Source organism: Kitasatospora purpeofusca (genome assembly GCF_034043715.1).
Classification (GTDB): Bacteria; Actinomycetota; Actinomycetes; order Streptomycetales; family Streptomycetaceae; genus Kitasatospora; species Kitasatospora purpeofusca_A.
The window spans coordinates 36427-58179 of record NZ_JAXCLC010000032.1 but is presented as its reverse complement, the minus strand read 5'-3'; the positions used below and the strand labels follow the sequence as shown (position 1 = coordinate 58179).

General features: G+C 74.6%; 15 protein-coding genes. 4 read left to right on the top strand and 11 right to left on the bottom strand.

Going from position 1 to position 21753, the window contains the following annotated elements:
* Positions 1 to 45: 45 nt before the first annotated feature.
* On the bottom strand, positions 46 to 894 hold the full coding sequence (locus SM793_RS18270) for a serine/threonine protein kinase (protein ID WP_320439265.1): 849 nt from the start codon (positions 892 to 894) through the stop codon (positions 46 to 48).
* Between the two features lie 328 nt (positions 895 to 1222).
* Between SM793_RS18270 and SM793_RS18265 the strand changes: the two genes are divergently transcribed.
* From SM793_RS18265 to SM793_RS18255, 3 genes are all read left to right on the top strand, one after another.
* A complete protein-coding gene (locus SM793_RS18265; RefSeq protein WP_320439264.1) occupies positions 1223 to 1654 on the top strand; it encodes a hypothetical protein in 432 nt (143 codons plus the stop codon).
* Between the two features lie 392 nt (positions 1655 to 2046).
* A complete protein-coding gene (locus SM793_RS18260; RefSeq protein ID WP_320439296.1) occupies positions 2047 to 3168 on the top strand; it encodes a polysaccharide deacetylase family protein in 1122 nt (373 codons plus the stop codon).
* 253 nt (positions 3169 to 3421) lie between these two features.
* Entirely contained in the window at positions 3422 to 4570 is a 1149-nt protein-coding gene (locus SM793_RS18255; RefSeq protein WP_320439263.1) for a GNAT family N-acetyltransferase, read from the top strand.
* Positions 4571 to 4591: 21 nt separating this feature from the next.
* Here the strand turns inward: SM793_RS18255 and SM793_RS18250 are convergent, their stop codons facing one another.
* The 10 genes from SM793_RS18250 to SM793_RS18205 form a co-directional block, all read right to left on the bottom strand.
* A complete protein-coding gene (locus SM793_RS18250; RefSeq protein WP_320439262.1) occupies positions 4592 to 5725 on the bottom strand; it encodes an aminotransferase class I/II-fold pyridoxal phosphate-dependent enzyme in 1134 nt (377 codons plus the stop codon).
* Positions 5726 to 5750: 25 nt separating this feature from the next.
* Positions 5751 to 6494, bottom strand: coding sequence for a transcriptional regulator (locus SM793_RS18245; RefSeq protein ID WP_320439261.1), 744 nt, complete (start codon positions 6492 to 6494; stop codon positions 5751 to 5753).
* 114 nt (positions 6495 to 6608) lie between these two features.
* The gene (locus SM793_RS18240) at positions 6609 to 8279 is read right to left on the bottom strand and encodes a beta-propeller fold lactonase family protein (protein ID WP_320439260.1); all 1671 of its coding nucleotides are present in this window, start codon (positions 8277 to 8279) and stop codon (positions 6609 to 6611) included.
* A 247-nt stretch (positions 8280 to 8526) separates the two neighbouring features.
* A complete protein-coding gene (locus SM793_RS18235) occupies positions 8527 to 9795 on the bottom strand; it encodes a hypothetical protein (protein ID WP_320439259.1) in 1269 nt (422 codons plus the stop codon).
* Entirely contained in the window at positions 9792 to 14768 is a 4977-nt protein-coding gene (locus SM793_RS18230; protein ID WP_320439258.1) for a hypothetical protein, read from the bottom strand. The genes SM793_RS18235 and SM793_RS18230 overlap by 4 nt, the downstream gene beginning before the upstream one ends.
* Positions 14765 to 16774, bottom strand: coding sequence for a CHAT domain-containing protein (locus SM793_RS18225; RefSeq protein WP_320439257.1), 2010 nt, complete (start codon positions 16772 to 16774; stop codon positions 14765 to 14767). Before SM793_RS18225 ends, SM793_RS18230 begins: the two co-directional genes overlap by 4 nt.
* A 2-nt stretch (positions 16775 to 16776) precedes the next feature.
* Positions 16777 to 17367: a hypothetical protein gene (locus SM793_RS18220; protein ID WP_320439256.1), complete on the bottom strand. Its 591-nt coding sequence runs from the start codon at positions 17365 to 17367 to the stop codon at positions 16777 to 16779.
* A gap of 117 nt (positions 17368 to 17484) precedes the next feature.
* On the bottom strand, positions 17485 to 18339 hold the full coding sequence (locus tag SM793_RS18215) for an SAM-dependent methyltransferase (protein ID WP_413815985.1): 855 nt from the start codon (positions 18337 to 18339) through the stop codon (positions 17485 to 17487).
* 159 nt (positions 18340 to 18498) lie between these two features.
* Positions 18499 to 18945, bottom strand: a complete 447-nt coding sequence (locus SM793_RS18210; protein WP_320439255.1) for a hypothetical protein — start codon at positions 18943 to 18945, stop codon at positions 18499 to 18501.
* The gene (locus tag SM793_RS18205; RefSeq protein ID WP_320439254.1) at positions 18942 to 20855 is read right to left on the bottom strand and encodes a hypothetical protein; all 1914 of its coding nucleotides are present in this window, start codon (positions 20853 to 20855) and stop codon (positions 18942 to 18944) included. Before SM793_RS18205 ends, SM793_RS18210 begins: the two co-directional genes overlap by 4 nt.
* Positions 20856 to 21256: 401 nt before the next feature.
* On the opposite strand from SM793_RS18205, the gene SM793_RS18200 reads away from it, so the two are divergent.
* A complete protein-coding gene (locus SM793_RS18200) occupies positions 21257 to 21724 on the top strand; it encodes an Rrf2 family transcriptional regulator (RefSeq protein WP_320439253.1) in 468 nt (155 codons plus the stop codon).
* Positions 21725 to 21753: the final 29 nt, after the last annotated feature.

Here is a 21753-nt window from a genome sequence, read left to right as displayed (position 1 = left end):
GGCCGGGCTCCGGGCGGGTCCACCGCGCGTGGCGCCACCGCCCGGTCACCCGCCGCGCCGGGGCGGGAGCAGCACCAGGTGCTCCTCCCGCACCAGGTCGAACCTCAGTGCCAGCGCCACGAGTTCCTCGCGTTTGCCGCCGGCGCCGGCTCCCCCGGGGTCGACCGGCTCCGCCGGGTCGCGCAGCCGGAGCTTGCTGCCGACCAGGTAGTCGATGTGGTAGTTGACGGCCGACCGGGTGAGGTCGCGACAGGAGGGCAGGCAGCGCAGCCGGGCCAGCACCTCGCTGACGCCGGGGACGGCCGCCGCGGAGGGCGAGCGCAGGCGCGGCTCGCAGAGCGCGAGCAGGACGAGGAAGTACTTGGCGCCCGGGTCCAGGGCGAACGGGCTGACCGTCGGCTCGCTGCACCCGGTCCCCGGCGCGCCACCGCCGGCCGCGCCCACCACGCCCTCCGACCAGCTTGCAAGATAGGCGTGTTGGGGCGCGAAGACCTTGAACGCGACCGGCTCGCCGAGGGCCGGGAGCAGCACCCTGGAGAACTCGAACGGCACCGGCGCGCCGAGCCGCCCGGGCGCGACCTTGACGTGCTCGCCCGCGCCTTCGAGGTTCTCGACGACATAGGTCGCGGTGGCACTGAAGTTGGAGAGCCGCCAGTAGTCCTCGGCGGCCGTGATCTCGCCGGCCCGGCGCGACACGCCGAGGTCGGGGATCGGCACGGCGAGCGGCCGACCGGGCTCGCCGCGCCCGAACTCCACGCTGTCGCCCGGCCCGAGGTGCAACAGGGCCGGTCGGTCGGGCGGGGCACTGCGGGGCGGCTTCGGCAGCCGGGCGAACCGGCGGTCGGCTCGTACCGGCGGGCGGGGGTCGGGCAACTGCACGATGACCGTGTTCATCCAGGTCACCTCCGGGGGTCGGCCCGATCGTAGCTGCCCGAACGACCTATGGGCGCAAGGCCCACTCGAACGAGTGAAGGACGCATCGTGGCGCAGGAGTTGCCCGGGATGAGCGGGGGCGGGCGGCTTCGGGCGGCGGACCGGGGGCCGGCACCCGTTCGTCGGCGCAGTGACACCCGACGGTAATCGTGAGGTCACTGGTGAGATTGCAAAGTGTAGTTGAGCGGTCACCATGAGTGTGATGCAGCACACACGGAGCACATCCATATTTTGTGCAAGACTCATCCCACAGAGTGAGATTCCCTTTCATTCCAAGGAGGTTGACATCATGAACGCTCGTATCGCAGCTCTGATGGTCGCGGCGGCAGGGATCATGGCGGCCACGGTCGCTCCGGCTTCGGCCGCGACGGTCACCGCCGGGAGCACGACCTCGGTCACGAACGGGGCGGGCGGCGTCTCCTGTACTACGGTGCTGAACCAGCCGTGCGTCTGGCAGGAAAAGGACGGCGGAGGAGTCGTCGGCGTCGCCCAGGTGTCCGCCGACCCCGGGCAGCTGACGATAGTCAAGGTCGAGGTGCGCACCCAGCGCGCCTGGGGCAGCCCGTGGCTGCCCGCCGCCTCGGCGACCACCGTCACCCAGGGCTCCGCCAAGGCCGTGACCCCCCGCGTGGTCACCGGCGACCTCAAGATGGTCTGCGCCACCGCCGGCCCGGCCCTGGAGGCCGCGCAGCAGGTGACCACCTGCACCTACCCCTTCTGAGGCCCCGTCGGGCGAGGAAGGGGTGACGCGGTCGGGGCCCCGCAGCCCCGGCCACGGCCGGCCGCCGGGTCCGCAACCGGCGGCCGGACCGCTTCCCTCGCAGCGGCACCCGTCCCCGCTCCCACCGGCAATCACCACCGGCAATCGCTCAGGATGCTCCCAGCCGTCGCACAGGCCGCCGGCGCGGAACCGAATTCGCCAACCTCTCACCGGAGCCCGTTCGCACCGCACAACCCGGTTCGGAGCATGGGTCTTTGCACTATCTTGGGAATTCGTGGACGGGGCGGGCCGCCCACCGGGCAGACCCTGTGCCGAACGGCCGGAACTGCCCGTGCGACGCGTTCCACCCCCGCCGCCGCAGCATCACACGGGGAGGAGGGGGGAGCGTGTCCATGCCCGAGGGGACGGCACGTTCGACCGGGACCGCGCACGGGCCGAGCGCCGGAACAGCCGGCGGAACAGCCGGCGGAACAGCCGGCGGAACAGGCACCGGAACAGCCGGCGGAACGGCCGGCGGAACGGCCACCAGACCGGTCCCGGCACCGACCGGGGCACCGGCAGCGCCACCGGCCACCGGCCCGCGCAGGGCACGGCTCGCCGGCCGTCGCGCCACCGTCGACGCCGTCCTGCGCAACTCGCCGCTCCAGCCGCTGTTCCGGCTCGCCGCCACCCGGCGGCTGGCCGTCCTCGCCTACCACGGGGTGGACGACCCCCGGGTGTTCGCGCTCCAGATGGAGCGCCTGGTCCGCGTCGCCCGCCCGGTCCCGTTCGCGGCCGTCGAGGAGGCCGTGCGCACCGGCCGGGCCCTGCCGCCCCGCAGCGTGCTGGTCACCTTCGACGACGGCGACCGCACCGTGCTCACCGAGGGCCTGCCCGTACTGACCCGGCTCGGCATCCCCGCCGCCGCCTTCGTGGTCACCGACCTCATCGGTGGTGACCAGCCCTTCTGGTGGGCCGAGGCCGCCTTCCTCGCCGCCCACGGCGGCACCGCCCGCAGCCTGGCCGACTGCCCGCCGGGCGAGGCCGTCCGCCGGATGAAGGCCCTCACCGACGGGGAGCGCCGGGCCGCACTGGCCGAACTCCGGGAGAGCGCCCGGGCCCGCGCCCCCCGCCAGGAACAGCTCACCCCCGCCGATCTGCTGACGCTCGTCCGGAACGGCGTGGCGGTAGGCAACCACACCGCCGGCCACCCGTGCCTCGACCGCTGCGAGGGCGGCACCGTACGGGAGGAGATCCGACGCGCGCACGACGCGCTCACCGGCTGGCTCGGCGGCACGGAACCCACCGCCTTCGCCTACCCCAACGGCAACGTGGACCCGCGCGCCGAGGCCGAGTTACGGCGCCTCGGCTACCGGACCGGCTTCCTCTTCGACCACCGCCACGACCGGCTGATGCCACCGCACCCACTGCGGATCAGCCGGCTGCGGGTCAACTCGACCACGGGCCGGGACCGGTTCGACACCATCCTGTCCGGGCTCCACCCCGCCGTGCACCACCTGCGCGGCGGCCACTGACCGCCTGCGGCCCTGCCCGCCAACTCCTGCGCCGGTGAAGCCCGGTAACGGCAGGGAGCAGACCGAACCGCGTCACCCGGGGCCGGGAATCCGGGAGAATACGGACCTGACCGCGACCGGAGCGCCGACCGGCGGCGCACCGGGGCGGCGGAGACCTGGAGGCACAGGCGTGCGGACAGGAGACTTGGGGGCAGGAGACTTGGGAGTCGAAGGGGTCGGGGCGGCGCATCGGAGGCCGGCCACGGCGCGCGCGGTGCCCGTCCGCCACCGGACGCCCGCGCTCCCGGCGGAGCTGGTCGACGGCTGGCGCGAACTGGCGGCGGGCGAGGCCGGCGGCGCGTGGTTCAGCACCCCGGAGTGGACGCTCGCCTGGTGGGAGACGCTGGGCGCGACCGCCGGTGACGGCGAGATCGTGGTGTGGCGGGACGGGGACGGCCGGATCGACGCCGTGCTGCCCCTGCTGCGCACCGTCCAACGGCTCCACCCGCGCGCGCCGCTGCCCGTCCCCTGCCTGACGGTGCTCGGCTCCGGCGCGGGCGCGGCCGACCACTGCGGCTTCGTCGTCGCACCGCACCGCCGCGCCGAGGTGGCCGACTGGCTCGCCCGGCGCGGGCGGCGGACGAGCCTGCTGCTCACCGACCTGGATCCCGGACAGGCCGACCTGCTGCCGCCCGGCGCGGTGCAGATCGGGCGCACCGCGTGCCCGCGCGCCGATCTGGCGGCCGGTCCGGAGGCGCTGGGGAGCCGCCGGTTCCGCGCCAATCTGCGCCGCTACGGCCGGAAGCTGGCGGCCGAGGGGATCACCTTCCGGTGGGTGCCGCCCGCCCTCGCGGCGGCCGAACTCCCGGAACGCTTCGAGCTCCTGCACACCGCCGTCCGGCTGCACCGGCTGCGCCGGGCCGCGCTGGGCCGGCCGACCACCTTCGACGAGGCCAGGGCGCCGCTGCACCTGCGGGTGATCGAACGGGCGGCCGACACCGGACGCGGCGAGGGCCCGGCGTTCCTGGTCGCGGAGCGGGCGGGCGAAGTGGTCGGCGTGCTCTACGGGTTCCAGTGGCGGGACACCTTCGCCTACTACCAGATCGGCTGGGACCAGAGCTGGGCGCCGCTGCGGCTCGGCACGGCGGTGATCGCCGAGGCGGTCCGGGCGGCCGCCGGGCAGGGGCTGAGCACCTTCGACTTCCTGCGCGGCACCGAGCCGTACAAGTACCGCTTCGACGCGGTGGACCGGGAGGACGTCTCCTGGCTGGTGCCGCACGGCCTGCCGGGGGCGCTGCTCGGGCTGAAGTACCGTGCCAAGGCCGCCCGTCGGGAGTCCTCGGCGGAAGCGGCCCCGGCCCCGTCACCGTCACCGGCGACAGAGGCGGAGGCGGAGGCCGAGGCGGGCCCGGCCGCGCGCTGACGACGTCCCAGGGACGAGGCCTCAGTACCGGCCCTTCAACCAGGCGGCGAAGGCGTCCAGCGCGGGGGCCGGGTCGCGGCGGCCGAGGCCGATCCGGAACCGGTCGGCGGGCGTCGGCGTCAGCTCCGAACGGAAGACGGAGGCCGGCAGCAGCAGGACGCCGGCCTCCTCGACCAGCCCGGTGCAGAACGCCTCGACGCCTTCCGCGCCCAGGTAGCGCGGATAGGCGACGCAGCCGCCGTCCGGGGCACGCCACTCGAACAGGCCGTCGAAGCGGGCGAAGAACTCGTCGAAGAGCGGCAGATTGGCCGCGAGGATCGCCCGGTTGCGGGCCAGGATCGACTCGCGTGCCTTGATCGCGATCCTGGCGAGGACCTCGCTGGGAGCGGCGTTGCAGATGGTGGTGTAGTGCTTGGCGCGCTCCAGCCGTCCGCGCAACTCCCGGTCGCGGCAGGCGATCCAGCCGATCCGCAGGCCGGGCAGGCCGAGCGACTTGGAGGTGACGTTGAGCGAGAGGCCGCGCTCGGACAGGTCGACGGCCTGGGGCAGCGCGCGGGCCGGGTCGCGCTCCAGGCCCCGGTAGACCTCGTCGCTGAAGAGGTGGATGCCGCGCTCGTCGCAGATCTCGGCCAGCCGGACGAAGTCGGCGGCGTCGATCACCGCCCCGGTGGGGTTGTTGGGGAAGTTGACGGACACCACCCGGGTGTTGGGGCGCAGCGCGGCGGTGAGTTCGTCGAGGTCGAGCGCCCAGTCGCGGCCGGGGTCGAGGGCGACCCCGGTGACCTCGCAGAGGGACATCGGGATGCTCTCGGCGGACTGGTAGTTCGGCGTGAGCACCACGGCGTGGTCCTCGGGGCCGAGCAGCACCTGCATCGCCAGGTTGAGCCCCTCCTGAGCGCCGCCGAAGCAGATCACGTCATCCGCGTCGGCCCGCTCGTAGAGTCCGGCGATCGCCTCGCGCAGGGCCGGGTCGCCGAAGGTCTCGGTGTAGCCGAGCGCGAGGGTGTCCCAGGCGTGGCGGTCCTCCGGGTCGGCGAGGGCGAGGAGTTCGGACATCGCCATGGTCTGCGCGTCGGAGGCCGTGAGGTGGTGGCGGGCGGTGAACTCCCAGCGCGAGAAGTACGTCTCCAGGCGGAAGTCGGGGAGCCGGGTCATGGCGGGTCTCCTTCGTCGGTGGGGGTCAGTCGGCCCGGCGGGCAGGCGGGCCGGAGGTCTCGGGTGCGCCGGGCACGCCCGGGTCGTCGGCCGGCCCGGAGGTCTCGGGTGCGTCGGGCACCCCTGAGCCGTCGGCTGCCCCAGGGGTCTCCCGCAATTCGGCGAGCAGGGTGTAGACGGTGGAGCGGGACACCCGCAGCGCCGTGGCGACGGCCGGGACCGCGCGCCGGACGGCGAGCACCCCGGCCCGGTCGAGCTCGCGGAGCACGGCGAGCCGGTCCTCGCGCCCGAGCCGCTCCAGGGGCCGGCCGTGGGCGCGCACATAGTCGCCGACGACCTCGTTCATCCGCTCGGTCCAGTCCTGCTCGAACAGCGGTTCGGGGCGGGGGGCGGTCGGCGCGGCGAAGGCGGCGAGCAGGGCGGCGGCGTGTTCGAGCGGTCCCCGGTCGAGGTTGACGCACAGGACGGCGGCGGGTCGGCCGTCCTCGTCGCGGAGCACCGCGCTGACCGAGGAGAGCCGCCGGCCGTCGGGCAGCAGCTTCGGGTAGGGGCCGTAGACGTCGGGGGCGGCCTGGTCCAGGGCGTCCAGTTCGCCGAGCAGCGAGGGGTCGCCCGGCCCGCGCCCGCCCATCGGGTTCCAGATGGCGAGGACCTCGTCGCGGGCGGCGTCGTGCAGCACCACTTCGGCATAGGGCCCGAGCAGCAGGGCCACCGCCTGGCAGGCGGGGGCCCAGGCGCGCAGGCGCGGGTCGGGGGTCTCGGAGGTCATGATTGGACTGTACGTCCAGACTGGACGTTCCGTCCAGTACGGGTCGTGGCTCGGGCCTGCCCCCTGGGTGCGGAACCCCGGGGGCAGGCCCGTAACGGATCAGGCGGGAGGGGGTCAGCCGCAGGTGATCTGGAGCAGCGCCACCTTGCAGCTACGGCTCGCCGAGTCGTTGCCGGGCACCGGGTCGGCCGGGGCGCCGGCGGTCCGGGCGGTGGTGACGGCGAAGGTCCGGCCGAGGTCGAACAGGCCCACCTGCACGGTGAAGTGCCGGGTGACGCTCGCACCGACGGCCAGCGGCCCGGCGATCGCGCAGGTCAGCCGGCCCGAGGCGATGACGCAGTCACCGCTGGTGGCGATCATGCCGCTCGGCAGCGCGGCCGTGACGGTGGCGGCGGTCACCGGGTCGGGGCCCCGGCCGGTCACCGTCAGCGTGTAGTCGACCCGGCCGCCCAACAGGCCGGACACCGGGGAGGCGGCGAGCGCGACGGCGGCGTCGGCGGTCGGCGCGAGGTAGCCGAAACGGTCGGCGGGCACGACGGCGCTGGTGCCGCCCGCCGTGGTGACCCGGACGTCGACCGTCCCGGCGACCGACGAGGCCGGCGCGGTGGCGGTGCAGGAGGTCGCGGTGCAGGAGAACGACGCGGCGTTGCCGGCGGCGCCGAAGCCCACCGCGGTCGCGCCGGCCAGGTCGGTGCCGGTCACGGTGACCGCCGTGCCACCGGCCTGCGGGCCCGTGGCCGGGCTGACGCCCGTGACCACCGGCGCGGGCGGCGGGAAGTCGAGGACGCTGACGGCGGACCCGTCGAAGTCGGCCAGGTAGCCGTGCCTGCTGTCGGGCGTGACGGCCAGGCCGAACGGGCTCGCGCCGACCTGGACGGTGCCGGTGACGGTGCCGGTGGCGGCGTCGATCGCGGTGAGCGTGCTGTCCGCGTAGTTGCTCGCGTAGAGGGACCGGCCGTCGGGGGCGGCGGCCACCGCGTACGGGTTGGTGCCGACCTGGACGGTGGCGGCGACGGTCCGGTGCGCGGTGTCCACCGCGCTGACGGTGGAGTCGCCGCCGTTGGCGGTCCACAGCCGGGAGCCGTCGGGAGCGAGGGCGAGGCCGAACACGCCGTGGCCCACCGGTATCGAGGCGCCGACCGTGGCGGTGGCGGTGTCGATCACGTCGACCCGCTGGTCACCGGAGGCGGCGACGTACACGGACGCGCCGTCCGGGGAGACGGCCACGCCGTGCGGCTCGGCGCCGACCGGGACGGTGGCGGTGACCGTCGCGCTCGCGGTGTCCAGCACGCTGACCGTCCCGGCCTCGGCGTTGGTCACATAGGCGTGGGCGCCGTCGGGGGCGACCGCCACGCCGAAGGCGCCGGCGCCGACCGGGACGGTGGCGGCGACCGTGCCGGTGGCGGTGTCGACCACGCTGACCGTGCCGTCGAGGTGGTGGGTGAGGTAGGCGTGCCGGCCGTCCGGCGCGACGGCGGCGGCGTAGGAGCCGGTGCCGGCGGTGAAGCTGCCGGCGACCGTGCCGGTGGCGGTGGCCAGGACGGTGACCGTGCCGCTGCCCTGGCTGGTCACGTACACCCGGGCGCCGTCCGGGGTCACCGCGACGCCCGCCGGGTACGGGGCGACGGTGACGGTGGCCGACACCGCGGGCGGCCGCCCGGCGGCCGCGGCGCCGCCCGTGGTGTCGGCGGACGCGGCACCGGGCTGGGCCAGCAAGGCGGCCGTGGCCGCGCCGACGGCGGCCACGGCCGTTAAGAACCGGCGCGGGGACGGGCGTGTTGTCACGGGATCTCCAGACTCGTCGGGATCGTCGGATCCGGACGCTTCACGGCCGCACCGGGCTTTCCGGGCGACCCGGGGGGACCGTCCGGATCGCCCGAAGCGTAGAAGGTCGATTGACGAACCGTCAGGAGATGACCGGGATTGTTGCCAACCGTTCAAGTCTGTTCAATTGGTCACTGTTCGAACCGTCCGGTTCCTTCACCCCCCGCCCTCGCCTCTCGACACCGTCCACCACAGGACCGACCGATCGTCACCAGGCGTCGAGAAGGTCGGTCAGGCAGGCGGCGGCCCGGGCGCCCCGGGCCTCCGGAGCCTCGGCGGGGACGGGGCCGTCCGAGCCGCGGACACCGCGCTCCCGGTGCGCGGCGGCCCGGTCGTGGACCCGCTCGGTGAGGGTGGTGACGACGGTCGTGTAGCGGTCGGGGTCGGCGTGGAACGCCAGGGCCGCGGCCGGGACGAGGAGCCCGGCGCCCGCCGCGGCCCCGGGCGGGAGGGGAGCACGGCGGAGCAGGGCGTCGGCCGTCGCGCGGAGCAGCGCGTCGGGGACGACGGGGAAGAGGCCGAGCAGGGTGCTGCCGCCGAGCCCGTCGAGCGGGGTGGTGAGCAGTGTGCGGACGGTCGGCCGCAGCACGTCGGGCGCGGCATCGCTCGCCGCCACCTGCCCGTTCCAGAGGGCGCGCAGTTCCGCCGCGGCGTCCTCGTGCCCGGCCTCGGCCAGGGTGTCCGCGACCAGCGCCACCCGGACCTTCGGCACCGGATAGCGGTCGCTCGGCGGACCGCCCGGGGTCAGCGCCACGAAATCGGCCAGGATGAAGGCGAATCCGGAGCCCGCGCAGAGCGTCCCCCAGAGGTCGGCGAACACCTCGTGCAGCCGGTCCGTCCACCACGTGGCACCCGCTGTGGTCCGCCGCAGCAGGTCGCCCAACTCATCGGCGAGACCGAAGGCGTCCAGGACGCAGTGCCCCACCTCGTGCGCCGTGAGCACGGCCTCGGGCAGGTGCCGCGACTGCGCGAACGGCAGTCCGACCAGCGGCACCGGAAGCGCCCGCTGCAACTGGCCGACCTTCGCCGGCCGCCCGTCGGCTGCCGGTCGGGGCAGCGCGAACGGCACGGCGTGCCGGGTGAGATGGACCAGCGGCGGTTCGGCGGCCGGCGGGTCGGCGGCGGCGACGGACCGGGCGGCGGTGAGCGCGGGCAGGTAGCAGGACCACGCGAAGTCGTCGGCGAGCGCGAGGAACGGCGCCGTGGAGGCGTCCCAGCGCTGGGCCAGCGCGTCGCGCAACCGGCACCACACCTCCTGGATCAGGCTCAACTCTACGTCGGAGCGGCGTGGTTCGCCGTCCCGGACGCGGGCGAGCAGCGGGCGCAGCGCGGCGTCGAGCGCGCGCACCTGGGTGTGGTGGTGGGGGAACGGCGCGGCGGCGTCGGCGGTGAGGCCGAGCCAGTGGTCGAGGTCGGCGGCCAGCCCGTCGGCCCGGGCGAGCAGCGCGGCACGGCGCCGCCGGTCGGCGGGAGTCATCGCACCTCCGCCCAGAGGGGGACGAGGAGATCGGTGGGCACGGCGCTGAACAGCGCGGGCAGCGCGATGCTCGGCGGGCCGGGCTGCTGCAGCAGTGCCTGCGTCAGCCCCCGGACGGCGTCCGCCGGATGCGCCCCGGTGACCAGCGATTCGACGAACTGTCGCCGGGCCCGTTCACTGTCCGGCGTGGGTCGCAGGAACGGGCCGATCGCCAACACGGCCGAGACCCTGCCGCAGGCGAGCAGATCGGCGGCGAACAGGTTCCGCAGCAGCAGCTGGCGCATGGCCTCGTGGTGCGAGCCGGGGTGCATCGCCTCCAGCACCACCAACGGGTTGGGGCCGGTCCTGGTGCCGAGGTACTCCCCCAGTCCGGCGGCGCTGCTCTTCCCCCGGGTATCCCAGCCAACACTCGGTTCGGACGCCTCCTTGTGGAAGCTGCCCTGGATGTGGAGGAGCTGGGGGACACCGCGACGGTCGACCCGCCGGGTCGGATCGACCATCCGCACGGAGCGGTGGTTCTCGTAGAGGGGGAGGACGGGCGGCAGCGCCGACCGGCCGCCGGTGTGCTCGGAGCTGTCACGGGACCGTCGCCGTGCGAGCACACCCACCCGGACCTGCTGGTGCGGACTCCTCCAGAGGTTCAGGGCGAACTCGCGGAGGTCCGTCGACGGGGAGGAGCTCGTCGTGTCCTGCTCCAGGGCCCGCAGCCGGCGAAGTGCGGCCGCCTCCGCAGGGTGGTCGACGAGCGCCCGGTAGACGTATTCCCGGTCGGGCCGGAGCACGGGAAGGACGCCGTCCTCGGTCGCGGCCTCCCACGGCGCCGCGAGCAGGGGCTGCTGACCGAGGGCAGCCTCCAGGCGGAGGTCCGTGGGCGCCGGCTCGTCCGCCGCCACCTGGCCGGTCCGGTCGGGCAGTACCGCCCCCAGCAGGACGCCGGCCTCCCGCGCCCACTCGGCCGCCGAACCGGACAGCGCGGCCTGGAGCGCGTCGAGACCGCCGGTCCAGTCCGAGGGAACCCCATGGGACTGGGCCAGCCTGCTCCGGCTTTCCGGACCGGTGGATTCGAAAAGTTGGAACGACAGGTGACCGGCGGGCCTCGACGTGAGTGGGTCACCGTCGATCCTGAGGACCGACTCGCGCCAGCTCACCGCCGGTTCCGCGGCTCCGGCGCAGAGGTACTCGGGGACGTAGCGGGATTCGGGCTCGCGGCCCAGCTCGCGGTACAACTCGTGGGCCAGGTCGGCCAGAACCCGGACCTCCGCCTGCGGCTGCCCCGCCCACACCGCGACCGTCGCCGTCACCCCCACGCACCGCGCCCTGGTCAGGCTCGCCGGGCGGTCCTCCACCAGGCTCCAAGCGCGCGGGGCCAGGTGCCGGGCGTCGGCTTCCCGTCCCTCCTCGAGCGCGTGCAGGGCCCGGTCCGTCAGCACCGCGGCGGCGGCCTCCGGGAACTCCCCGTAGTACCCCGCCAGCACGTCGGCGAGGTCCTCGGGGAGCCGGGCCGGGCCCCGGTCCTCGGGCGCGGTGCGGGCCAGGTACGGCAACCAGACTGCAGGCTCCGCCCGGGCCAGCGGCTCGGCGCACACGTGGGCCAGGTCGGCGGCCTCCCGGGTGCGGCCCAGGACCCGCAGGAGTTCCGCGAAGGTGAGCCCGAGCGCCGCCGCATCGGGGGTCTCGGTCCACCACACGTCCGGGGTGCAGAGCTCCGTCAGCCGGTCAGCCGTCCCCCGGGAGACCTGCAGCCTGCGGCGTACCCGATGCAGCCGTTCCAGGGCGACGAGCCGCGCCTCCGGGCTTCCCAACGGCCCGAGCGCGTCAACCAGTTCGCCCGTCAGTTCCTCGTCGGTGCCGGGGTTCGCCCGCGCCAGCGCGCCCAGCAGCCAGACGACCCGGACCGGTGGCGGTGCGTCCGCACGGCGGTCGGCGCCGGGCACGGTCAGCTCGGGCCACAAGGGCTCCGGCCACCAGACGAGTTCGGCAAGTACCTCGGGCGGTGCGTGGAGCACGACCTGGTTCCGCCGGGAGTCGGCCAGTTGCTCGACCTGGGAGAGCAGTCGGTCCACCTCCGCCTTGCTGCCTCCGGCCGTGTCGAGGAGTTGTGCCACTCGTGCCAGCAGCAACAGCGTCTCCGGACTCGGCGACATACGGGCGAGAACCAGCGACGTCAGTCGGGTCACCGCCGCCACGGGCGCGTGGAGCAGGGCGAGCGCGGCCGCGCGTGTCATCTGGACGTCGACCCACAGCTCACGGGGCTCCGAACCTTCGGGCCACTCCCCGCCCCACTCGGCCGTCAGCGCCAGTACCGCGCCGGGCCGGTGCAGCCGCAGTGCTGCCAACGTGGCCTGTTCCAATGGCAACTCACGGACGTCCGGTTCGTGGAGAAAGCGAACGGCCAGCTCCAGGGCCTCGGCGGGACGGCCCGTGGCGAGCAGCAGACGCAGGTACAGCCTGGGGGCGGCCCGTGCGGACAGGCGCGGGAGCCAGCGGGCCGCGTGGCCGACCCAGCCGGCGTCGAGGAGGCTCACCACGTCGGCCAGGGTCCCGGCCGTGAGCTCGCCCCCGTCGGGGCTCAGCACGCGGTCCGCGTGCTCGAACGCGTCCTGGGCCTCGTCCCCGCGCCCTTCGGCCAGGGCCAGAGCGCCGGTGATGCGGTGGTACTCGGCCACGACAACGGGGGCGGCGAGGTCGAGCTCCGGCGCCACGGCGTCGAGTCGTGGGCGGGCATCGGACGGGCTACCCCGGCGCAGCATCATGCGGGCACCGGTCAGCTCGATCGCGCGCCGTACCTCCGGGTCCCCCAGCTCGATCCCGGCCGTCCCCAAGTCCAGGACGGTGAGTTCTTCCTCGGAGAACCCGGACCCGTTGCCCGTACGCTCCCGGTAGGCGAGGAGGGCCGCCCGGGCCAGGGCGGTCGGGGGGACCGTCGACTCGCCGGTGCGGTTCAGCTCGATGATCCTGCGGGCCAGGTCGGCCAACGACGGGTCCGGCGCGTCGAAGCGGGGTTCACCGATCAGCCGGGCCCAGGCCTCCGCACCGTTCTCCTGATCCTCCGCGAAGCGGTGGTAGAACTCCTCCACCGTCCACCGGACCCACTCCGGGGGACTCTCGGCCTCGGACGCCCGGCGCGCGAAGTGCTCGGCCAGGTCCCGGTTGAGAAGCTTCGACACCGTGTGGTCGGCGAGCAGTGCGCGCAGCGGGTCGCGGACGGTCCGGTCAATCACCAGCACCTCCGGGTCGGCCGGGTCGCGGCCGACCCAGACCGAGTCACCGGCGTAGCGGGTGAGGGCGGCCCAGAGGTCCGGGAGTTCGGCGGCCCCGTCTGTGAACCCGGGAAAGGCCGGCTGGAAGATCTGGAGGCGCATGACTGGACGGTCGTCCCGGCTGGGGTCGTCGGCCGTGCCGGTGCCGCGGATGCCGTCGCGCAGGTGCGGGAGCATCACCTCGCGGACGATCCGCAGGGACAGCCGCCGGGGGATCACCCCGTACCGCAACAGCCAGCGGAGGCGGTCGTCGTGGACGCGTTCGAGGACGCGGTCGATGGCGTAGAGCAGCCCGGGCCCGGAGGCCGAGCGGATCTGCTCGGGGGTGAGGTCCTCGGCGAGATCGGCGAAGAGGGCGAGGGTGTAGGGCAGGCCCGCGCTGCTCTCGCTCATCGCCCGGCGCAGCTCCGGCTCGCCGACGGCGCGGACGTCGCGCAGATAGGCGTCGGACTCCTCCTCATCGAACGGGTCGAGCCGCAGGACGCGGGCCGGAAGCGGCAAGGCGTCGCCCAGGTCGTAGCGGCCGGAGAGGACGATTCGCAGGCCGTGGACCCGCCCCGCGAGCCCGTTGAGCATGGCCGTGAGCTCTCCGAGTCGTGCGCCGTCCCGGAGCAGGACCTCTTCCAAGGTGTCGAGCACCAGGACGGCACGTGTGGCTTGGCGGTCGAGGGTCTCGCTGAGGACGGCGGCGAAGTCGGCGACAACTGCCGTACGCCGTCCGACGATCTGGACCGACAGGAAGGCGTCGGCGGCCCGGCTGCGGTTGCGCGGGAGCGCGGCGAGTTCCTTCCGGTAGGTGGCGAGGAACGCGTCGAACGGCGATTCGAGCAGTTGGCCGTTGAGCTGCTCGGCGGCCTCCAGGACGAGCAGCCACGGATGGGTGACAGCAAGGGCCGGGTCGGTGTGGTCGAAGTCCAGGTAGGCACAGGGAACCGGCACCGGCCGGTCCTGGCAGTGCCGGGCCATGAACCAGCGCAGCAGCATGGACTTGCCGGAGCCGCCGGTGGCGTGGATGCGCAGTGGCCGACGGTCGTCGGACGTGAGCAGGGTCCGCAACGGCTCCTCCACCCGTGGCCGCGGGAAGTAGCCGGCGGACTGGTGGTAGGCCGGTCGCCACAGCGCGCGTGCCCTGGCCCTGGCGGCGGCCTCGGCGACGGTCCGGCCGAGGTCGGGCCGGAGCAACGGAGTTACCTGGGGGTCGGACACCGCGTTGACGAGGTCCTGGCAGCGGGCCAGGTCGAACCGTCGGTCGGCCGCGTCGAAGGCGGTGCGGAAGGCGTCGGCGTCGAGGTCGCCGGCGATGGCGAGGAGACGCAGCCGTCCCGGCTCGTCCTCGGCCGCCGCGTACGCACCGGCCAGCCGCACCGCGAGGTTCCGCAGCGGCTCCGGAGCGGTCGTGGCCGGGACGGGGCTGTCGTGCCACCAGGAGTCCCAGCAGGCGAAGCGCAGCAGCTCGGCGATACGGTAGTGCCCGGGGCGGGCGGTGTGTTCGAGCAGGCCGTGGTCGAGCAGTTCGGCGACGGTGGGTCCGCCGGGCGCGGGGCACAGGACGGCACCGTAGAGGTCCTGGGTGAAGTCGGGGACGACGCTGCAGTGGCGCAGGACCTCGCGCCACTCGGGTCCGATCCGGTCGAGCAGGATCCGCTCCAGTGGCTCGCCCCGCTCCAGGCGATCACCGAGCTCGAGGAACGAATCGGCCGGACGGTCCGTCATCGCCGCCCCACCCTGTCTCTAAAGCCCATCGCGGTCCTGAGCTGATCGGGCACCAGGCCTCCGTGCTGCTCCCGGTAGATGTCCGTGATCCTGGCGAACCTGAGCGCTTCGTCGTCGGACAGGTCGTGGGCCCTGCCGTAGTCGCCGACCGCCGCGTCGAGATCGTCGGCAGCGAAGGTCTTGAGGGTGATCCACCGTGCGGTGTCGGACAGCGGGAACGGCACCAGTTCTGCCTCCTCCTCGTTCGCGACCAGGACCACCTTGGCGCGTCCGCCGGCCTGGGCGGCCAGTGGTTCCACCAGGTGCGGGACCAGCAGTTGCTGAACGGTCAGGTGTTCCAGAGCACCGAGGCTCCTGAGCGCGAGGACGAGGCCGGTCTCCGAGCCGATCCGGAGGAGCGCGTCCGCCAGGTGGCGCAGTGCGGTGTGACGGCGGTCGGCGAGGTGGCCGACACTGTTGCCGGGAACGAAGTCCTGCCAGATCCGGTCGGGCCCGAGGGTGAGAAGGGGCTCCTTGTCGTCGGTGGCCCACTGGGTGTGCAACTGGGCCAGCCGGTGTTCCAGGAGGCGGAGTTGCGGGTGGCCGGGCGCGGCCTCGCCGAGCCGGTCGACCACCTTGAGCGCGAGGTCGAGCCAGGTGGCGGTGCGGCCGACCTCCTCCAGGTCGGTCCAGAGCGTCAGGGCGCCGTTGCGGTACCAGGTGTGCAGGACGGAGCGGACCAGGGTGGCCTTTCCGGTCCCGGGGCCGCCGGTGACGACGGTGACCGGGGCGTCCGGCCCGGTCGGCGCGAAGCCGTCGAAGAGCGCGCGCCGCTCGGTGACCCGGTCGACGGCGTACCGGAGGTTCCACCGCTTGTGCGCGAAGCGCTTGTCGGTCTCGTTCGCCACGCGCAACGCGGGCAGACGGGTGAGGACGGTGTCCCGGGTGTCCCGGACCACGAGCACCGGGCGGGCCCAGTCCACCCGGGCGAGGTCGGCGCGCAGCAGGGCCTGGCGGGCGGTGAGGACGGCGCGGTCGACGGTCTCGGCCCGGCCGAGGGCGGCGTAGAACTCCTCGGCGAAGCGCCCTGCCGGTCCGGACTCGATGCCGCCGCTCATCCCGACCACCGCAGCGACGCCGCTGCTCATCAGGCCGGTGAGCAGCGGTTCGGCGGCGTGGCCGGCGGTGTCGCAGGCGTTCAGCACGACCAGGCGAGGCACGTGGGCGGTGAGCACGCCGTGCACGGTAGCGCCGGTGATGTCCCACGGCTCCTGGTGGGGCGGGCGCACGGTGAGCACACCCGCGCCCGTACCGTCACGCTGCTGGTGGCCGATGAAGTGAAGGACGTGCGGAGTCAGATCCGCGAGCCGCGAGGCGAGTTCGTCCGAGGTCGGGGTCCGCACCACCTCGACGTGCCATTCCCCGAACGGCTCGGTCAACCCGGCGCGGATCCGTCCTGCCTCCTTCTCCGCACCGAGCCGGGGATCGGTGTCGCCGATCACCACGAGCAGGCGCAGCGGCAGGTGGAGCGGGTCGAGCCGGGTGTTCAGGAGGGCGGACGCGGGCCGCAGCAGCCGGGCGAACGTGAGCCCGGGGCCGACGCCGACGCAGAGCGGGACGGGGTCCCCGGGGGCGGCGACCAACTCCCAGGGGAGGGTGCGCAGGCGCGGGCACCGAATGTCAAGCAGGGTGTGGGCGGGGCGGCCGTCGGCGTGGCACTTTCGGATCGCGTCGAACCAGGGATCCAGCAGGTCGGCCGCGAGGAGCGCGTCGCCGAGCAGCCCGCCGGCCGTACGGACGGCTTCGGACATCGGGGTGTCCGGGTCGAACAGCTCCCGGCAGGCGCGGAGCTGATTCTGGTCGAGGAAGCCGTCCGGGAGCGGGCGGCCGTGGTGGACAGCGCCCGACGGGTCGCCGCCACCGAGGGCGAGCAGGGTCGGATGGCCGCTGCCGTCGGCCGCCGGGGTGCCGATCCGGATCAGCGCCGTGCGGGGCGGGAGCCGGGCAGGGGCGTGCTGGTCGGGCACCGTCAGGATGTCCGTCGGCCGGCCGCCTTGCGTTCCTGCAGGGTGCGGGCGAACTGCTCCAGTTCGACCATGCTCCAGCTCCGCGCCGGTGCGGCGAGCGGGCGGGCGCCGTGGGCGCCGGGCGGCAGCTCGGCGGTGCGGGCGGCGTCGCCCCCGTCGGTGCCCGCACCGCCTTCGGCACCCGCACGTTCGGCGGCGGCGCCGAGCTCGATCGTGCTGAGCAGGGTGTCGAGGACGTCGTTGTTGTCGCGCCCCGCCTCGGCGGCCTCGGCCTGGCGGCCGGCCTCCGCCCGCGCGGCCGCCGCGTCCTCCCGGGCCGCGTTGAGCGCGCCGCGCTGGACGGAGCCGCCGAAGGCCAGACCGGCGGCGGCGAAGACGATGGCCTCCAGGCCGGAGAAGAGGAAGACCAGGCGGTCCCAGTTGGCGTCGCCGCGCTTGAGCGCCAGGAAGGTCATCATCGCCGCGTAGCCGACGAGGACCGCGCAGATCAGAACGTAGATGCTCCAGTGGATCGGCGGCGGGGACGACGACGCCGGTCCCGGTGAGCGGGAGGAATCCCCGCCCGGCTCCGCCACAGGCTCCACTGCCGACATCGCGCGCCCCCCTGTCGTCCGTACCACGATGTGCAGGGGCGAGTATGCCAGAGCTTGAGTGATCGTCTTCCTGCTTCGCGGACAGGGGAGTTGGGCGGACGGCGGGACCGTCCCGGCTCAGCGCTTGACGGCCACGCCGCCGTACATCGCGATGTCCTGGTCCCGGATCGGCGCGGCGTCCGGGTCGGGGTTCCACTGGTGGACCAGGGTGACCCCGGGGTCCAGCAGCTCGTAGCCGTCGAAGAAGGCCAGGGTCTCGGCCCGGTCGCGGATCTGCAGCGGGATGCCCCGGGCGTTGTACTCGCGGCCCACCCCGCCGACGCCCACCGGGTCGGTGTCACCGGTGAAGACGGTCAGCGCGAGGAAGCTCCCCGGCGCCAGCCGGTCCATCAGCCGCCGCACGAGGCCCTGCGGGTCGTCCGCGTCGAGGACGAAGTGCACGATCGCGATCAGCGACAGCGCCACCGGCCGGGAGAGGTCGATCACCTCGCGCAGCGCCGGCGAGTCCAGGATCGAATCGACGTCGCGCAGGTCGGCGTCCAGGTAGGCGGTGCGGCCCGCCGGCCCGCTGGACATCAGCGCACGGGCGTGGGTCAGCACGATCGGGTCGTTGTCGACGTACACCACCCGGGACTCCGGGGCCACCGCCTGGGCGATCTCGTGCACGTTCGGCGAGGTGGGGATGCCCGTGCCGATGTCCAGGAACTGCCGCACCCCGTGCTTCTCGGCGAGGTGGCGGACCACCCGCTCCATGAAGGTGCGGGTCGTCCGCATCGAGGTCGGGAGGGCCGGCCAGGCCTGCACGGAGGCGTGGGCGGCGACCCGGTCCGGCGCGAAGTTGGTCTTGCCGCCGATGAGGTAGTCGTACACCCGGGCCGAGTGCGGGACGTCCATCCGGAGGTCCACCCCCGTCCAGGACTCCCGGCCCGGCTCGCCCGGCCGCTCCCCCGACACCCAGTCAGCGCGTCCCATGTCGCTCTCCCGCTCTTCCCCGTCCGACGTTCAAGTCCGGCCCCCGCCGGCGGCCCGCCGCGTCAACTCGGCGGTGGGCACGCCTTCGTGCGCACGGTAACCGACCGTACACCAGGCGGCCGGGCGGTGCCTGAACGGACGGCGCGATCGGGCAGCGGCTCAGATCTGCCCGAACAGCGCCGCGAAGGCCGCCTCCAGACCGGTCACCGCCGCCGCCAGCACCGCGACCGTGCGCAGCGCGTCGACCACCGTGCCGACCCGTCGGCGCAGCGGGCCTTCGCGGGGCTCGTCGAGTGCCGTCTCGGCGAGGATGCCGGCCAGGGCGGCGTCCGCGTCCTCGGCGTCGGCGTCCGCGACGGTGCCCGGCCGTTCGGCCCGCAGCCGGGCGAGCGCGGCGCGCAGCGCCTCGGCCGCCGCCCGCAGGGCCTCGGGCCCGGCCGGGGCCGGCCGGGCCGCGTCCGCGCCGATCCGCACGGTCGCGCCCTGGCCGCCGGCCACCGGGCCGTGCACGGTGGAGCCCACCACCTGGACCCCGCCGGTGTTCCAGTTGGCCCCGGCGGGCGGCTGGTCCGCCTCCGGCCCGGCGGCGTTCGCGTCCTCGGTCACTTGCCCTTCCCCTTCTCCTTGCCGATGTCGACCTTGGCCCCGGCACCGCCCGCGACCGGGCCGTGCACGGTGGAACCCACCACCTGGACACCACCGTTGTTGATGTTGGTGATGCTCTGCGACTGCTCCTCGAAGGCCGCGCTGTCGTAGCCGCGCGCCTTCAGCTCGCCGCCGACCGCGCTGAACACCCGCTCGGTCACGGTGCTCAGGAAGCGCTGCACGTCGTGCTCCTGGAAGATGTTCTGGTACGCCGCGCCGCCGCCGAGTTCACGGACGCTCGACCGGGGCGCGTAGTCGACGGCGTAGCCGGCCCGGGTCAGATGGCGGTACCGGCGGGCGAGCCGGGCGGTCCGGCGGCGCGACTGCCAGACCTGCCGGACCTGGCCGACGGCGATCGCCGTGTCGCCGCCGAGCCGGCGCGCGGACCAGCCGAGCGCGTTCATCCCGTGCATGAAGCCGGAGCGGTGGCCCAGCAGGTCGACCACGTGGTACTCCTGCGCCACCGGGCCCAGCACGTACGGCAGCCACTCCAGGTACAGCAGGCCGCCGCGGGTACTGGCCCGGACCAGCACGGTGACCACGACCTCCTCCTGCCAGGAGCCGACCCGGATCGCCAGGTAGTGCCGGAGCCGCTCGTGGCCGGACCGGCTCAGCAGGTCGGCCCAGGCCGGTTCGAGCAGGACCTGCTCCCCGGCCCGGCCGGACATCGCGCCCAGCCAGCTGTCCGGGGCGTCGTCGCGCAGACTGGGGCGGAACACCCGGTCGGTGACGGAGAGTCCGCGCAGGGAGTCCTCCGGGTAGCGCTGGTCCTGGGCGAGCGCGCGGACCCGCGCCGCGACGGAGCGGTAGAGCGTAGTGCTGTCGATCACGTCCGGCGCCCGGCCCTGCGCGGCCCGTTCGGCGGAGGGGCGCAGCTCGAAGGTCATCCGCCAGATCCGGCCGGCCGTGCCCAGGCCGACCAGGGGGGCCTGGCGGCGGTAGAGCAGCTCCGGTCCGGCCTGCTGCTCGCCCAGCCGCTCGTACACCCGGGCGGCCCGCGAGCCGCGGGGGCTCGGCGGCGGCACGGGGGTGGGGTCCATCCCCGCGAGGGCGGACAGCCGGCGCCGCAGCCGGTAGCGCAGCAGGGCGGCGGCGAGCCAGAGCAGGGCCAGTTCGACGAGCAGGCCGGCGCCGGTCGGGCCGGACAGGTCGGGGACGAACACCCGGTTCAGGTCGGACTCCTGGAGCGGGCCGTAGAGGTAGCCGGCGACGGTGGCCACCAGGGCCAGGGTGGCGAGCAGCCGGCCGAGGCCGGCGACGGTCCCGCGCCAGCCGGTGGCGCGCGGCGACCGGGGGGTGATCATCAGCCGCTCGATCTCCAGGCCGAGCCGGTGGTCCATCCGGCCGGACCCGAGGCCGCCGCCGGCCAGGGTGAGCAGCAGGAGCAGCGCCAGGGCCGCGAGTCCGGCGCCGAGGCCGAGCACCGGGAAGGCCAGGACGATGACGAGGACGCAGAACAGGCCGGTCCTGGCCTCCCAGCGGCGGGCGGTCAGGGCCTCGTGCAGCACCCGGACGAGGTCGGTGCCGGGCGAGGGGGCGGGGATCCGGAAGGACTGCTCGACCAGTTCCTCGATCAGCGTGGCGCGGAAGCGCCGGTCCAGCCAGGCGGCGGCGCACAGGTAGCGGGTGGCGTCGCCGGGGACGGTGCCCGCCTGGTGGTGCAGGTTCTCGGGCGTCGCCGGGACGGCGGGGCCGGGTGCGAAGGCGGAAGCGGGAGCGGATGCGGGGCCGGGAACGGGGGCGGGAGTGGGACCGGACGCGGGGCCGGGCGCCCCGGGGCCGCCGGACGCGGGACCGGGCGTACCGGCGGAGGTGAACGAGGGGCCCAGGTACGTCGGGGTGTCGTACTGCTCCGGCGGCTCGGCGGGCACCGGCTCGGGTGGTACCTGCCGGGGGCGCACCGGTTCCGGCTGCGGCGGCACCCGCCTCGGCGGGAGGACCGGTCCGGTCCGGACCGGCGGGAGTGGCGGAGGCGACGGCGGCGGATACCCCTGTGGCGGGGCGGGCGGGCGCGGCGGCGGGTAGGGCGAGGGCGGCGGGTAGGGCGGTGGTGTCCGCGAGGGTTCCTGCGGCGGAGGTGACGGTGGGGTGCCACTGTCCATGCTGTCCCCATTCCCCAGGTCGAATTCCGGCGAACGAGCTTGGCCAGTAAAGCAGTTGACCTGCCCGACGGACAGCGTGCCGGACGCTTCGGCGGGTAACGGTTCGGCTCCGCCGGGTGGCGCGTGCAGGAAATTGGAGTCGTGGAGTCGTATTCGCTAGCCTTTCGAACGTGAGGCTGACCAAGAGCACCGACATCGCCCTCCGCATCGCCATGCGGCTGGCCGTCCTCGACGAGGAGGCCAACCCGACCACCCGCGAGGTGGCCGAGGCGGTCGGCGTGCCCTACACCCACGCCGCCAAGGTGGTCAGCCGACTGCGGCACCTCGGCGTGGTGGAGGCGCGGCGCGGCCACGGCGGGGGCCTGTCCCTCACCACCGCCGGCCGCACCGGCTCGCTCGGCCCGCTGCTGCGCGAGCTGGAAGGTGTGGGCGACGTGGTCGGCTGCGAGGAGGAACCACCGTGCCCGCTGCGGGCGGCCTGCCGACTGCGCGGGGCACTGCGCACCGCGCAGGAGGCGTTCTTCGCCACTCTGGACCCGCTCTCGATCGGCGATCTGGTGGCCGCGCCGACCGGACCGGTCCTGCTCGGCCTCACCACTCGACCGGACCCCGGCCCGGGCCCCGGCCCCTCCGGCTGAGCCACCCCGGCCGACCCCACCGCACCACC

Bases quoted from the DNA above. Each gene is read 5' to 3' on its own strand.
- SM793_RS18230 (WP_320439258.1), bottom strand. From the start codon at position 14,768: ATGACGGACCGTCCGGCCGATTCGTTCCTCGAGCTCGGTGATCGCCTG.
- SM793_RS18265 (WP_320439264.1), top strand. From the start codon at position 1,223: ATGAACGCTCGTATCGCAGCTCTGATGGTCGCGGCGGCAGGGATCATG.
- SM793_RS18250 (WP_320439262.1), bottom strand. From the start codon at position 5,725: ATGACCCGGCTCCCCGACTTCCGCCTGGAGACGTACTTCTCGCGCTGG.
- SM793_RS18235 (WP_320439259.1), bottom strand. From the start codon at position 9,795: ATGACTCCCGCCGACCGGCGGCGCCGTGCCGCGCTGCTCGCCCGGGCC.
- SM793_RS18215 (WP_413815985.1), bottom strand. From the start codon at position 18,339: ATGGGACGCGCTGACTGGGTGTCGGGGGAGCGGCCGGGCGAGCCGGGC.
- SM793_RS18245 (WP_320439261.1), bottom strand. From the start codon at position 6,494: ATGACCTCCGAGACCCCCGACCCGCGCCTGCGCGCCTGGGCCCCCGCC.
- SM793_RS18260 (WP_320439296.1), top strand. From the start codon at position 2,047: ATGCCCGAGGGGACGGCACGTTCGACCGGGACCGCGCACGGGCCGAGC.
- SM793_RS18270 (WP_320439265.1), bottom strand. From the start codon at position 894: ATGAACACGGTCATCGTGCAGTTGCCCGACCCCCGCCCGCCGGTACGA.
- SM793_RS18220 (WP_320439256.1), bottom strand. From the start codon at position 17,367: ATGTCGGCAGTGGAGCCTGTGGCGGAGCCGGGCGGGGATTCCTCCCGC.